Origin of the sequence: Dysosmobacter welbionis, from assembly GCF_005121165.3 — a bacterium.
In the GTDB taxonomy this organism is placed as follows: Bacteria; Bacillota; Clostridia; order Oscillospirales; family Oscillospiraceae; genus Oscillibacter; species Oscillibacter welbionis.
On record NZ_CP034413.3, the window covers coordinates 3302297 to 3314503 of the forward strand.

At 54.2% G+C, this 12207-nt stretch carries 19 protein-coding genes; 18 read left to right on the forward strand and 1 reads right to left on the reverse strand.

The window, feature by feature from the left end; genetic code table 11:
• The 15 genes from EIO64_RS17200 to EIO64_RS17270 all read left to right on the forward strand — a co-directional run bounded on the left by EIO64_RS17200 (position 1) and on the right by EIO64_RS17270 (position 9594).
• Entirely contained in the window at positions 1-1839 is a 1839-nt protein-coding gene (locus EIO64_RS17200; RefSeq protein WP_136891683.1) for a hypothetical protein, read from the forward strand.
• Between the two features lie 11 nt (positions 1840-1850).
• The gene (locus EIO64_RS17205) at positions 1851-3587 is read left to right on the forward strand and encodes a portal protein (protein ID WP_136891684.1); all 1737 of its coding nucleotides are present in this window, start codon (positions 1851-1853) and stop codon (positions 3585-3587) included.
• A 3-nt stretch (positions 3588-3590) separates the two neighbouring features.
• On the forward strand, positions 3591-3902 hold the full coding sequence (locus EIO64_RS17210; protein ID WP_136891685.1) for a hypothetical protein: 312 nt from the start codon (positions 3591-3593) through the stop codon (positions 3900-3902).
• On the forward strand, positions 3903-5813 hold the full coding sequence (locus EIO64_RS17215) for a DUF6273 domain-containing protein (RefSeq protein WP_136891686.1): 1911 nt from the start codon (positions 3903-3905) through the stop codon (positions 5811-5813). It begins immediately after the preceding gene.
• A 10-nt stretch (positions 5814-5823) separates the two neighbouring features.
• Positions 5824-6093, forward strand: coding sequence for a hypothetical protein (locus EIO64_RS17220; RefSeq protein ID WP_249390725.1), 270 nt, complete (start codon positions 5824-5826; stop codon positions 6091-6093).
• A gap of 18 nt (positions 6094-6111) precedes the next feature.
• Positions 6112-6267 (forward strand): hypothetical protein, encoded by a 156-nt coding sequence (locus EIO64_RS17225; RefSeq protein ID WP_170180090.1) that lies wholly within the window; start codon positions 6112-6114, stop codon positions 6265-6267.
• A 1-nt stretch (position 6268) separates the two neighbouring features.
• Positions 6269-6595 carry a hypothetical protein gene (locus EIO64_RS17230; protein ID WP_136891097.1) on the forward strand — a complete coding sequence of 109 codons (327 nt, stop codon included), beginning with the start codon at positions 6269-6271 and terminating at the stop codon, positions 6593-6595.
• Positions 6596-6738: 143 nt separating this feature from the next.
• Entirely contained in the window at positions 6739-7056 is a 318-nt protein-coding gene (locus tag EIO64_RS17235) for a hypothetical protein (RefSeq protein WP_136891096.1), read from the forward strand.
• Between the two features lie 14 nt (positions 7057-7070).
• Positions 7071-7346, forward strand: a complete 276-nt coding sequence (locus EIO64_RS17240; RefSeq protein ID WP_136891095.1) for a phage holin family protein — start codon at positions 7071-7073, stop codon at positions 7344-7346.
• Positions 7343-8038, forward strand: a complete 696-nt coding sequence (locus EIO64_RS17245; protein ID WP_136891094.1) for a peptidoglycan recognition protein family protein — start codon at positions 7343-7345, stop codon at positions 8036-8038. Before EIO64_RS17240 ends, EIO64_RS17245 begins: the two co-directional genes overlap by 4 nt.
• 49 nt (positions 8039-8087) lie before the next feature.
• Complete coding sequence (locus EIO64_RS17250; RefSeq protein WP_136891093.1) at positions 8088-8291, forward strand: hypothetical protein; 204 nt, start codon at positions 8088-8090, stop codon at positions 8289-8291.
• Between the two features lie 145 nt (positions 8292-8436).
• Positions 8437-8607 carry a hypothetical protein gene (locus tag EIO64_RS17255; protein WP_158629725.1) on the forward strand — a complete coding sequence of 57 codons (171 nt, stop codon included), beginning with the start codon at positions 8437-8439 and terminating at the stop codon, positions 8605-8607.
• Positions 8582-8962, forward strand: coding sequence for a hypothetical protein (locus EIO64_RS17260; protein ID WP_136891092.1), 381 nt, complete (start codon positions 8582-8584; stop codon positions 8960-8962). The genes EIO64_RS17255 and EIO64_RS17260 overlap by 26 nt, the downstream gene beginning before the upstream one ends.
• 6 nt (positions 8963-8968) lie before the next feature.
• Entirely contained in the window at positions 8969-9376 is a 408-nt protein-coding gene (locus EIO64_RS17265; protein WP_136891091.1) for a hypothetical protein, read from the forward strand.
• The gene (locus EIO64_RS17270) at positions 9373-9594 is read left to right on the forward strand and encodes a hypothetical protein (protein ID WP_136891090.1); all 222 of its coding nucleotides are present in this window, start codon (positions 9373-9375) and stop codon (positions 9592-9594) included. Before EIO64_RS17265 ends, EIO64_RS17270 begins: the two co-directional genes overlap by 4 nt.
• 12 nt (positions 9595-9606) lie before the next feature.
• Here the strand turns inward: EIO64_RS17270 and EIO64_RS17275 are convergent, their stop codons facing one another.
• Complete coding sequence (locus EIO64_RS17275; RefSeq protein WP_136891687.1) at positions 9607-10278, reverse strand: hypothetical protein; 672 nt, start codon at positions 10276-10278, stop codon at positions 9607-9609.
• 167 nt (positions 10279-10445) lie between these two features.
• Here EIO64_RS17275 and EIO64_RS17280 point away from each other — a divergent pair, with 167 nt between their 5' ends.
• From EIO64_RS17280 to EIO64_RS17290, 3 genes are all read left to right on the forward strand, one after another.
• On the forward strand, positions 10446-11180 hold the full coding sequence (locus tag EIO64_RS17280; protein WP_249390726.1) for a hypothetical protein: 735 nt from the start codon (positions 10446-10448) through the stop codon (positions 11178-11180).
• A 61-nt stretch (positions 11181-11241) separates the two neighbouring features.
• Complete coding sequence (locus EIO64_RS17285; RefSeq protein ID WP_158629724.1) at positions 11242-11715, forward strand: hypothetical protein; 474 nt, start codon at positions 11242-11244, stop codon at positions 11713-11715.
• Positions 11716-11728: 13 nt separating this feature from the next.
• Positions 11729-12172 (forward strand): hypothetical protein, encoded by a 444-nt coding sequence (locus EIO64_RS17290; RefSeq protein ID WP_136891688.1) that lies wholly within the window; start codon positions 11729-11731, stop codon positions 12170-12172.
• Positions 12173-12207: the final 35 nt, after the last annotated feature.

The window sequence follows — 12207 nt, forward strand, 5'->3', positions numbered from 1 at the left end:
GTGGCAAGCATTTCCACATCGAACAATCTAACCATTCTGAAAATCAAGGAGTTTCTGGGGTTGAACGAAAACCAGGACGGCGACACCAAAATCAGAGTTGGAGAGCTCTCTGAGATGCGGAACTTTGCCATTACCAGGGACGGCCATCTCCAAATCCGTCCAGGTACGCAGACGGTTCTTGCCCTTCGCTCTGCCTGGGATAGCTGGGCGGACAGCCAGGAAGAAGGCGTGGAAGAGCACCCGGTATTCTGCGGCTGCTGGTATGGCATGGTGGGAGGGGAATACCATCTGCTGTGCGCATTTGGCGGTGTGATCTTCGATGTGGACATTCTGCTGGAGAGTGTAAAGGCAGTAGGGACCTGTACCCAGGACAAGACCTCCTTTTTCGGCTTTGACGAGAAGGTTTATCTGCTGAACGGCCATGAGTACAAGAGCTGGACTGGAGAATCAGAGGAGACCTTTCAGGATGTGGAAGGCTATATCCCGCTGGTACAGACAGCAACCACGCCGGAGGGCAGCGGAACACAGCTGGAGAATGTGAACCGGCTGACGGGGCTGCGGCGTGTACGCTTCTCCCCGGACGGCGAGGCGAAAGATTTTTTCCTGCCGGAGAAAGAGATCGACAGTGTGACCGCGGTAGAGGGGACGGATGTGCAGTATACCGCCGACACCGCGGCTGGAAAAGTGACCTTCAACACAGCCCCGGCCAAGGGGACGAATACTGTGACCATCACCTACAAGAAAGGCGATGGCGCCCGTGGCGATGTGACTGGGATGCACTTCTCTGAGCTCTACAACGGCTCCAACGATACCCGTGTGTTCCTGTATGGAGATGGGACAAACCGGACCATCTACAGCGGAATCAACGGAGACACCGGCCTCGCGTCGGCGGATTATTTCCCGGACCTATACGAGGCGGCCATCGGGGACAGCAACACGCCGCTGACCGCTCTTGTGCGGCATTATGCCCGGCTGCTGGCCTTCAAGCGGGACAGCGCATGGTCGATCACCTACAGCACCGTGACGCTGGACACCGGAATCACCACGCCCGGATTTTATGTGCTGCCGGTCAACCGGCAGATCGGGAATGACGCTCCCGGACAGGTGCGGTTACTGGAAAACAATCCGCTGACACTGGACGGCAGCAGCATCTACCAGTGGCGGTCTACGTCCAGTACCGGGAATATCACGGACAATGAGCAGAATGCACGGCGCATTTCAGACCGGATCGCGGCCACGATCAGCGGTTGGGCGCTTTCGGAGGTCAGAACCTTCAACAGAAAGCGGGAGCACGAATACTGGTTTTTGTGGAATGGAAACGCCGTCATTCTGAACTACGCAAATGACAGCTGGTATTACTACACCAATATGCCGTTCCAGCAGATGGTGGATGTGGAGGATGACACCTACGGCATCACGGAGGATGGAAAAATCAAGCATCTGTCCCGGCAGTATCGAAATGATGATACAGAAGAGATCGATGCCTATGCCGCCACAGGCTCCATGGACTTTGACAAGGACTGGCTGCTGAAATACTCCCCTATGCTGTTCGTTGCAATCCAGCCGGAAACCAACGCCCGGATCACAGTGACGGCACAGAGTAACCGGAGGAGTGATTACCCGGAGAAGGTTGTGGCATCCAGCTTGGCGACCTTTACCCATGCGGATTTCCGCCATTGGTCCTTCCGAACCAACCGGAAACCCCAAGTGGACCGGTTGAAGCTGAAGGTGAAGAAGGCGACTTTCTACAAGCTGATTTTCAAGAGCAAGAGCGCATCCGCGACGGCGACTGTTCTGGAGACGGACATTCAACTGCGGTATGCCGGGAACGTGAAGTAAGGAGTTGAGCAATGAAGAAGTTTGATCCGACACCTCAGAAGGTGTCTGCGGAGTATCAGGCTGGGGTCCAGTTTAATCAGGGAATTCAGCTGTATGACTGCGTGAATGTCAATGAGAACTTTTTCATTGGCAAGCAGTGGGAGGGAGTACATAGCAATGGCCTGCCTACTCCTGTTTTCAATTTCCTGAAACGTGTCGTTTTGTTTTCCGTGGCGAATGTGTCTACAGACAACCTGAAGCTCCACGCAAAACCGCTGCCCTCCAACGGAAAACTGACAGGTCAGGATGCAGAGATTTTGACAGACCTCTTGAATGACCAATTCCAGTCTATTTTCGAGTTCAACAAAATGGGGGCCTGTATCCGCGAGTTTGCCAGGAACGCCGCGGTGGATGGGGACGGCTGCTTGTACACCTATTGGGACCCTGATGTAGAGACAGGGCAGCCAAGCAAGGGCGCAATCAAAACGGAAGTTTTGATGAACACACAGGTGCTGTTTGGAAACCCCAACAGCCGAGACGTTCAGAGTCAGCCCTATATCATGATTGAACGCCGGATGCTGGTTTCTGAGGCCAAGAAGCGGGCAATCGCAAACGGCGTCAGGGAGGATGATGCGGACAGCATCACTGCTGACAGCAAGCAGAGCGGGGATAGCCGCATGGACGAGCTGGGCGGAAATAAAGTTACGGTTCTGCTGCGGCTGTGGCGGGATGACGAGAGCGGAACCATCCATGGTTATGAATGCACGCAGAATCAAGAGATCAAGCCCGAATGGGACCTTGGAATCAAGCTGTATCCCATCTCCTGGATGTCCTGGGACTTTGTACAGGACTGCTACCATGGGCAGGCCATGATTACAGGGCTCATTCCGAACCAGATTTTCGTAAACAAACTGTTTGCCATGTCCATGATCTCTCTGATGATGCTGGCATATCCCAAGATCATCTTCGACAAGACGAAGGTCGCCAAGTGGAGCAACCGGGTGGGCGCGGCCATCGCCGTCAACGGCAGCGTGGAGAATGTGGCGAAAATCATCGACCCGGCCACCATCTCTCCGCAGATCAGCCAATTCATTGACTTGGCAATCTCCTACACCCAGCGGTTTCTGGGCGCTTCCGACGTGGCCCTTGGCGATACACGGCCCGACAACACCTCCGCTATCATTGCCCTGCAGCGGGCGGCGGCGACTCCTATGGAGCTGACAAAGCAAACGCTGCTGCAGGCCATTGAAGACCAGGGCAGGATTTACATGGAGTTTATGGGCGAGTATTACGGGGACCGCTACGTGGAGATTCCTGTTGACCAGACAGCTCTAGGTGGCAACCGTGTGATGTTCACCATGCCGGGGTCTAATGGGAAGGTCTTAGCTCCGTTCGATTTTTCCAGCCTGAAGGACTACTACTTTACCGTGGACCTGGATGTGGGAGCATCCTCTTACTGGTCCGAAATCGCCTCTATGCAGACGCTGGACAATTTGCTGATGCAGGGCAAGATTTCCACAGTGGAGTATTTGAAGCGCCTGCCTGCCGGTCAGATCACAGACCGGGAGACGTTGATTGCGGTATTACAGGCAGACCAGCAGCGGCAGATGGCAATGGCGATGGGCGGCGCAGGCGGCAACTCCGGGAATGGGGGAGGCCCCGCGCCTGCCGGGCAGGAAAATCCACCGCTGCGGGGCGGCGCCGGATATGGGGCGTTGCAGCGGGTTATCAACCAGACGGGAGAAGTTCCGCAGGAAAGGGGGGCCTGATACATGGCTCTGTCGAAATTTGAGAAGGACATGGCGATCATCTCCGCTCTGGACGATGAACCGAACGACGTGGGCGGCCTGACGGCTGCGGAGCTGAAAGGCAAATTTGACGAGGGCGGTCAGGCCATCAAACAGTTTTTGAATGAGACGCTGACACCGCAGATTGACTCCGAAAAGGCTGGCCGTGATGAATTGGAAGGGCTTGTCCTGGGGCAGATTCCGGATAGAACAATCACCGTTGAAAAGATGGCCCCATCGTTCTTTACGTCCATTCTGACCCCTCAAATCCAAGTAACCTACAACGGAGGTGTTTAAATGGCACAGCAGTTAGGACAGGTGGCCGTCGGCACACTGGTAAAGCTCAATGAGAATGGTTCCCCGGTGGAATTCTATGTGGCGAAGCATGATTATGAGAGCGGTTTAAACGGAGCCGGGCGGACGCTGTTAGTGCGGAAGGAATGCTATGATAATCGGGTGTGGAATAACATTCAGGTAAATACATACGCCTCTAGCGCACTTGATAGCTGGCTCAACAGCGATTACAAGAATCTTCTGGACTCTGATTTTCTGACGGTAATTGGGACCACAAAATTTCAATATACCATTGGTTACGGAGATAAAACATTAAGCACGTTAGAACGAGCGATTTTTCAACTTTCCAGAACAGAGCTTGGATTTACGCTCCCGGCTGATGCAAATTTTGAGGGAAATATTCTTCCTATCGCATCGATTTTGCAAAAAGCTTTTTTGAACGGGGAAACGAATTCGCAATGGACTCGAACACCAAATACATCTTATCTCACATCTGCCTTTTTTGTATATGCAGGTGGAAGTTCTGATTCGACTGGCGTTACTGCAGAAGCTGGCAGCCGCCCCGCTTTTACCGTCCCTTCCACATTGAGCGTAACTGACGATGGGACACTCTCTCTGGCGTCTGCTCCTCCACATGCGATAACTGTCCCTGTTCAAGCTATGCAGGGCAAACAGCTTGCAGTCTCCTGGCCTGCTGTGGACGGCGCTGACGGCTACATTCTGGAGCGCAAAGCAAACACGGACGCTGACTGGGTGCAGGTGTATTCTGGAGCCGATTTGACTTTTTCTGAAACTGCCGGGACCTGGGAATCGGTTCAGTATCGGGTAAAGTCTGGCGCCAATGGAAAATATGGCGAATATACAATCAGTTCCCTTGTTGATGTAGTTCCTGTTTCCGTTCTGGTAATTTCCGGGTCCGACGGCAGCTTGGGCACTCTCACAAATGATGTGCAGTATTCGGTGTCCTCCAGCGGAACCAGTGCTTTGACGGTTACGGAATCTGCTGGACGAACTACCCGAACGTTCACGGCAACAAACGGTGCCACCATCAAAATCCCCGTGATGGACCTGCCGACCGGCAGCGGCACGATCAAGATCACGGCATCCACCAATCCCGGAAGCGGCGTGGTAACGGTGACGAGATCGTGGACGTATACCAAGACGGCGCCGACGTTTGCCAATACCGGCAGCACGGCTCAACTGCAACAGAATGGGAAGAACATTTTCCCGCTGACACTGCTGGAGTGTGTGCGTGGGACAGAAAGTCTGGCTCCTGGCGGGTTTGGCTTTGGGGATGCGGTGCAGAGCATTGAAACTACCAGCGCAGGAGAATCCTATGAGACATACTGCGCCAAGGTAGACGCCGTACTGGACGGGATGCCTGACAAGACCGCAAAACTGGTGCTGGCCTATCCGCCTGCGGTGTACGGCAAAGCGGGTACTACGATATCGCTCTTATATAAGGGCGACGCCAACTATGCAGTGCTATCCAATATCGGCAGTGCAGACACGGGGCTGTGCGGATGGCGGATGATAAAATTAAAAAAATCATCGTCAGACCCGTCTGCTTGGCAGCCGTTTGAGTGGGAGCATCCCCCCATGCAGTTGGGCGTCGAGTACCGCACCGTGGAGCGGTACAACGGCAAGCCGATACACATCAAGGCGGTGAGTCTCGGGCTGCTAGAAAATAATACTTCTAAAAGTGTGGAGCATGGTATATCTGATTTTGAGTCATGCGTTGAATGCAGCGGATTTAGTGGACCTATAAATCTTGTCGGGAGCGGTGGTGTTGATTCAATATATGCAACAACTTCTCGTGTCGGGATTGATACAAATGGAAGTTTTAGTAGTGCAGCAACATCATCTAAATTAAATACTGTTGCGATTATCAAGTACACCAAAACCACGGATTAAGGAGGGCACCATGAAGATCATCAAATATCAGTTGGCAACAGAGATCAACCACGGCACCCCTGAGGAACCGGACATCGAGACGGTGTTAACTGCTGTTGTTGTGTCCTATACAGAGGAGGCTTACGCCATCGCCCAGGCGGAGGCATACCAAGGGCAGATTACCGTGGAGGACGATGGACAGCCGGAGCCGGAACCGGGAGCCGAGGACATTACTCTTGATATGCTGGCAGACCATGAGGAACGCCTGTGTATGTTGGAACTCACCACAACCACTGTATGACAGGAAAGGAGCAGGACCATGACAACTGTATACAATCTTTGCAAGCTGCTGATTGACCGGGGCCGCACTGACGGCCTTCAGGAGAAGATGGACGTGTATCTCGCCGCCGACAGGCTGACCCCGGAGGAATACAGCGCCCTCAGTAAGATGCTGACTGCGGAGGCGGCAGAGTAAAATGGACGAGAAGTGCATCCTGGACCCGCAAAGGGATTGCCTGGGCCTCCAGAAAGCCAACATGCTGGAAAAGCAGATGTCGGAATGGCGGGAGGCGTCCCGCAACACCCACAAAGAACTCTTTAACCGGATGCGGGAACTGGAAAAGGCGGAGGCCGCCCGGAATGAGCAGTACGACAATATCATGGAGAAGCTGGACCGGCTGATCTCATGGCAGGAGGCCGAGCAGGCCAAGCCGAAAAAGCGGTGGGAGGCCATCGTGGACAAGTCCGTGTGGGCGGTTCTGGCGGCTGTGATTGCGTTTGTTTTGGCCCGCATTGGGCTGTAAAAAAGCGACGCCCCCGAAGGAGCGCCGCGAGTGCCCCGATATGGAAAAAAGTAAAACCACATCAATAAGGAGGGGGGCACACCTGCATCTTACATCATCATCAACCGGCGGTCAAGCCGGAAATTTGAAAGGAGCTACCAATCATGAACAAGACCATCAATAACATCATCGATGACTTCAAGAGCGGCAAGATTACTGTGGAGGATGCCAACAAGCTGCTGGTTGAGGCTGGCGCCGGATTCTCCCTGAACCCCGAAAAGAACCCCGATGGCGGATGGACCGAGGCAGAGATGGCGGAGGGATTCCTTCCCGGCGAGGAAAAGGAGCCTCTTCCGGACAAGGTAGACATGGGCCGAAATCAGGCGCTTGCCGGACAAGTGGTTCGCCAGAATACCAAGCGCGGAAAGTTTGATGTGACCTATGATGCAGACGGTTATGCCGTCAAGGCCATCCGAGTGTAATCGGGAGGTCTGATATGGACATTTCCTCTCTTGGCATCACCGGAGTGGCGGCTATCACCGTCATCTGCCTGCTGATTGGGCAGGGCGTGAAAGCGTCCTCTCTGGACAGCAAGTTCATCCCTATCATTTGCGGTGTCTGCGGTGCTGTGCTGGGTGTGGTAGGTATGTTCCTTATGCCGGACTTCCCGGCCACGGACTACATCACTGCGGCGGCTGTGGGCATTGTGAGCGGTCTGGCTGCTACCGGAGCCAACCAGGTAATCAAGCAGCTGGGAAGTGACAGTAAATGAGCTACACGATAAAGGAGCAGCTGGCGAACTCCGGGAACTATGGCGGTTCCCGGAATGCCAGCCAAATCCGGTATCTGGTGTACCACTACACCGGGAATGACGGGGACAAGGCGGCAAACAACGCCGCGTACTTCCAGCGGAACATCGTCAAGGCCAGTGCCCATTACTTTGTGGACGATACCACCGTATATCTGTCCGTCCCCGATCTGAAGATTGCGTGGTCCGTCGGCGGCAGCAAGTACGCCAACGCCGACAAGACTGGCGGCGGCACCATGTACGGCGTCATCACCAATACCAACTCTATCAGCATTGAGATGTGTGACACCATCCGGAACGGTGTCTATCAGGCCAGCGAGGCAACCCTTGCCAACGCTGCCGCTCTGGGCCGGGAGCTGATGGAGAAGTATCACATCCCCATTGAGAACGTGTACCGTCACTTTGACGTGACTGGGAAGCACTGCCCGTCGTACTTGGTGAACGCCCAGAAGTGGGCAGAGTTCAAGAAGAGACTGGAGGTCAAGATCATGGACAATACACCCAGCGGCGCCCACAAGGAGGGCGTGGAATGGGCCGTAAAGAACGGCATCCTGACGGGCAACAGCGAGGGAGACCTGATGCTCTCCCAGCCCGTTACCCGGCAGCAGATGTGCACGATGTTGCATCGGCTTTGGGAGCTGATCGAAAGGACGTGAAACTGTGGCAACTGCCCGTGTCAGATTACCGGATAGCCTGGATGGCCTTATGCGCTCCGAGATGGAGACGGCCATCCGGGAAGCTAATCTTGGGAACGACGATACGGACATTGCCCGGCGCTACCTGATCGACCAAGTCCCGCAGATCGACATTGCAGCGGAGTTCGGCTGGGAGCGGTCAACCATCTCTTATCGACTCAAACGGATTCTCCGCAAAGTTGAAAGCACAGCTCAAAAACTACATTTCACATAATTTCACCTAAACCCCGCTTGGGAACCACCCAGGCGGGGGCTTTTTTTGCGAAAATATCATCAGGAGGACGTAAGGAACAAGGGCTGGTACACGTCGCCGCCCTCCTTGCGGCCTCCTGATTTCAATGATAAGGACGTGTTTTAAGTTGATTCTGAATGGTTCAGAACTGGTGGCCCGGTTGGTGGCCTGTGGCTTCACGGAGTCCACAGCAAGAGACACCTGCGAGAAGTATGCGGCGGAGGGAGATTTCTCCGGATTGGAACGGTTTATCCGGCAGAATGAGCTTTTGTATGACGACCGAAAGCAATATGTTTGAATTTTACAATCCGAACCCCTACGAGAAAAATGTGGGGGATTGCACCGTCCGGGCCATCTCGAAGGCGCTGGAGCAGGACTGGTACAGGACATATCTTGGCCTCTGCATTGAGGGCGCTGTGAGGGGTGATATGCCAAGCGCCAACGCCACATGGGGCGCTTACCTCCGGCGGCATGGCTTCCGGCGGGACATGGCGCCCGAGGATATGACCGTGGCGGAGTTTGCGATGGGGCATCCAAACGGGACTTACATTCTGGCCCTGTCCGGCCATGTGGTATGCCTGCAGGATGGTGTGATCTACGATACATGGCACAGTGAACACGAAACTGTGCTGTACTACTGGCAGAAAGGATGACGTGAGATGCCGAACTATCCCTATTACTATCAGCCGTACCAACCGTATCAGCCGCCTATGGCGGACCAGCTGACGCAGCTGCGGCAGTCCTATCAACCCATGCAGCAGCCGCAGCAAGCCCCGGCATCTCCGTCTATTGTGTGGGTGCAGAGCGAGATGGAGGCGGCAAATTATCTGGTGGCGCCTAACTCTGCCGTTACCTTGTGGGACAGTAACGCCCCAGTGGTCTATCTCAAACAGGCGGACGCAAGCGGCAAGCCCAGCATGAAGATATATGACCTTGTAGAGCGCAATCAGAGGCCCGTACAGGCCCCGCAGGCTCCAACGGTAGAGTATGCGCCCCTGTCCCGCTTGGAAGCGTTGGAGGCCCGCCTGGATGCGCTGGCGGCAAAAGATAAGGAGGATGCAGAATGAACCCGTTTTATCAGGCTATGGGCGGCAACAGACAGCCCAACATGATGCAGCAGTTTCAATCCTTCATGCAGCAGATGCGGGGCAAAGACCCCAACGCCATGATACAAGAGATGGTATCCTCTGGACGCATTTCCCAAGATCAGCTCAACCAAGTCCAAAAGCAGGCCCAGCAGATGCAGGGCATGTTTGAGGGGATGCGGGGTATGTTTGGGAAATAAACAGCAGGGGCATTAAGCCCCCGCCGTTCGGTCAGGTTTTGTGTGGACTGGCTCTGTCATCATTCTCTCAATGCTCCAGCCACGCACATATCGGTTGTGAAATGTGACCCAGTTAATTCCTAATTCTTTTGCCCATTCCACAAGCGTTTGAGTCCGTCCATTGTACTCAATCACAATGTTATCGGACTTGTTTATATTCTGCGTTTTCATCGTTGCCCAGCGGCAGTTCTCAGGACAATAGGGGCCGTCATTATCCCTTCTGTCCAGCGTATAACCCTCCGGCCTACCGCCAATAGAATCAGACCACTCAACAAACTTGAAAAAATCATGCCATTCTTCGCAAACATAAATCCCACGGCCACCATAACGGCGATAGATTTTTGACTTCTCATTGTAACACCGTTGCATCATCTGTCGCCAGATTCCATACAAGGGATGCTTACTGCGGCCGTCTTGTTTGGTGTAGATGGTATTTCTGAGACAACCGCAACTTTTTACGGCTCCGTTTTTGAATTGATAAGGCAATACATCAATTGTCCCACCGCAATCACATCGGCATCGCAACCTCCAACTGGTATCGTCTGGCTTTCTTTCAGCCAGTCCAATTACAGTCAAGTAATTGCTCCGTTTTCCGATGTACTCGTTCACATCGAAATATGGTTTATAGATTCTTTTTTGTTCCATCGCATTTACCCTTTCATGCGCCCTGATTGTCAGATTGCGTGGAAACCGTCAGGGTAACGGCTTGTCGGGAGCGACCCTATCCACGCATAACAATTATAGCACAAAAACATCAAAAAGTATATAGATGCGGCCGCATTTATAAATATTTTTACAAAGGAGAAAGTTATATGTCTCTTAGTAATGACGCAACTCTGACTATGCCGGTAGCTCCTGCGTATTCCGCTGGTGGCTATGGCGGCAATGGTTCCATGTGGGGTGGAGACTGGTCTGCCTGGATTATTTTGTTTCTCATTTGGGGGGCCTTTGGAGGCGGCTGGGGTAATGGCTTCGGCGGAGGTTTTGGCGGAGCAAACGGGCCTGGATTCCAGGGTTACGCTACACGCTCCGACATCAACGAGGGCTTCGCCCTGAACGGTCTCCAGAACGGCCAGACCTCCATCCGGGATGCCGTGAGCAACGGCTTCCATGGCGTGGATACCGCTGTGTGCAACCTGGGCTATCAGACGCAGGCGGGCTTTAACGCCCTCGGCGCCCAGCTGGCGCAGTGCTGCTGCGATACTCAGCGGAGCATTGACGGTGTCCGCTATGACATGGCTACCCAGGCTTGCGATACCCGCAACACCATCCAGTCCAGCACCCGCGACATCATCGACAACGCCAATGCCAACAGCCGCGCGATCCTGGACTTCCTGACCCAGGACAAGATCGCTACTCTGACGGCTGAAAACCAGAGCCTGAAGTTCCAGGCTTCTCAGGCGGCGCAGAATGCTTTTATTACCGCTAACCAGGAAGCGCAGACTGCCGAGCTGATCCGCCGCATCAATCCCATGCCTGTCCCGGCCTATCAGGTGCCCAATCCTTATGCCGGATGCGGCTGCAATCCCTGTGGCTGCGGCTGCTAAAACCCAATACATCAACTTGTAAGAAAGGCTTACATGTTCGGCCCCGTGCCGATTTTGAACCATGCGGCGGGGCAACAGCCTCGCCGCTATCTTTTTGAAAGGAATGAAGTTTATGGCTGAATACAGCAACAGCGCAATCGTAACCGTTGCCGCTGGTCAGAACGTGCCTTTTACCGAGGAGGCCAACACGGGCAAGCCCTGCATTGTGCATCGGGAAGGCGCTGGGCTGGTGACTCTTCGCGGGCTTACGAACCAGTGCCGCGCGAAATTCAAAGTCTCCTTTGGAGCGAATATTGCTATCCCCACCGGTGGGACCGTGGAGGCCATCACGGCAGCGATCTCCATCAATGGTGAGGCGCTGAACGCTTCCACCGCTACCATCACCCCGGCTGCCGCAGAGGATTTCTTCAATATTTATGTTTCCGCTGTGGTAGATGTCCCTCGCGGCTGCTGCGTCACTGTCGCCGCAAAGAACACCAGCACACAGCCCATCCTCGTTGCCAACAGTAATTTTATTGTTGAGCGCATCGCGTGAAAGGAGAACCGATATGGAATATCTGTATGACCTGAAAGAAAAGCTCTGCAAGGAGCTGGAGGAATATGCCCAGAAAAGCAACATGAACGCCGGGGACCTGGAGATGGTCCACAAGCTGACGGATACCATCAAGAACGTGGACAAGATCATGATGCTAGAGGAGGGCGGTTACAGTCAGGCAGCCGACATGGACTCTCCTTCCAGCTATGCCAGAGGCTCCAGCTATGCCAACCGTGGCAAGCACTATGTCCGGGGCCACTACAGCCGGGACGGCGGCTACTCCCGTGACGGGCGCGGCGGATACAGCCGCGACGGCTACTCCCGTGCCCGCGGTTATTCCCGCAGTGAGGCGAAGGACTCCATGATGGAGCAGCTGGGCGCTATGATGGAGGATGCATCCAATGACCGGGAGCGGGAAGCGATCCGGATGTGCATGGAGCATCTCAATCAGGAATAATTCCCACAAAACAAGGGGGCCGCTTGCATAGCGGC

What these genes read in the sequence shown, in the direction of transcription:
- EIO64_RS17205 (WP_136891684.1), top strand. Translation starts at nt 1,851, where the DNA reads ATGAAGAAGTTTGATCCGACACCTCAGAAGGTGTCTGCGGAGTATCAG.
- EIO64_RS17210 (WP_136891685.1), top strand. Translation starts at nt 3,591, where the DNA reads ATGGCTCTGTCGAAATTTGAGAAGGACATGGCGATCATCTCCGCTCTG.
- EIO64_RS17215 (WP_136891686.1), top strand. Translation starts at nt 3,903, where the DNA reads ATGGCACAGCAGTTAGGACAGGTGGCCGTCGGCACACTGGTAAAGCTC.
- EIO64_RS17220 (WP_249390725.1), top strand. Translation starts at nt 5,824, where the DNA reads ATGAAGATCATCAAATATCAGTTGGCAACAGAGATCAACCACGGCACC.
- EIO64_RS17225 (WP_170180090.1), top strand. Translation starts at nt 6,112, where the DNA reads ATGACAACTGTATACAATCTTTGCAAGCTGCTGATTGACCGGGGCCGC.
- EIO64_RS17230 (WP_136891097.1), top strand. Translation starts at nt 6,269, where the DNA reads ATGGACGAGAAGTGCATCCTGGACCCGCAAAGGGATTGCCTGGGCCTC.
- EIO64_RS17235 (WP_136891096.1), top strand. Translation starts at nt 6,739, where the DNA reads ATGAACAAGACCATCAATAACATCATCGATGACTTCAAGAGCGGCAAG.
- EIO64_RS17240 (WP_136891095.1), top strand. Translation starts at nt 7,071, where the DNA reads ATGGACATTTCCTCTCTTGGCATCACCGGAGTGGCGGCTATCACCGTC.
- EIO64_RS17245 (WP_136891094.1), top strand. Translation starts at nt 7,343, where the DNA reads ATGAGCTACACGATAAAGGAGCAGCTGGCGAACTCCGGGAACTATGGC.
- EIO64_RS17250 (WP_136891093.1), top strand. Translation starts at nt 8,088, where the DNA reads ATGCGCTCCGAGATGGAGACGGCCATCCGGGAAGCTAATCTTGGGAAC.
- EIO64_RS17260 (WP_136891092.1), top strand. Translation starts at nt 8,582, where the DNA reads ATGACGACCGAAAGCAATATGTTTGAATTTTACAATCCGAACCCCTAC.
- EIO64_RS17265 (WP_136891091.1), top strand. Translation starts at nt 8,969, where the DNA reads ATGCCGAACTATCCCTATTACTATCAGCCGTACCAACCGTATCAGCCG.
- EIO64_RS17270 (WP_136891090.1), top strand. Translation starts at nt 9,373, where the DNA reads ATGAACCCGTTTTATCAGGCTATGGGCGGCAACAGACAGCCCAACATG.
- EIO64_RS17275 (WP_136891687.1), bottom strand. Translation starts at nt 10,278, where the DNA reads ATGGAACAAAAAAGAATCTATAAACCATATTTCGATGTGAACGAGTAC.
- EIO64_RS17280 (WP_249390726.1), top strand. Translation starts at nt 10,446, where the DNA reads ATGTCTCTTAGTAATGACGCAACTCTGACTATGCCGGTAGCTCCTGCG.
- EIO64_RS17285 (WP_158629724.1), top strand. Translation starts at nt 11,242, where the DNA reads ATGCGGCGGGGCAACAGCCTCGCCGCTATCTTTTTGAAAGGAATGAAG.
- EIO64_RS17290 (WP_136891688.1), top strand. Translation starts at nt 11,729, where the DNA reads ATGGAATATCTGTATGACCTGAAAGAAAAGCTCTGCAAGGAGCTGGAG.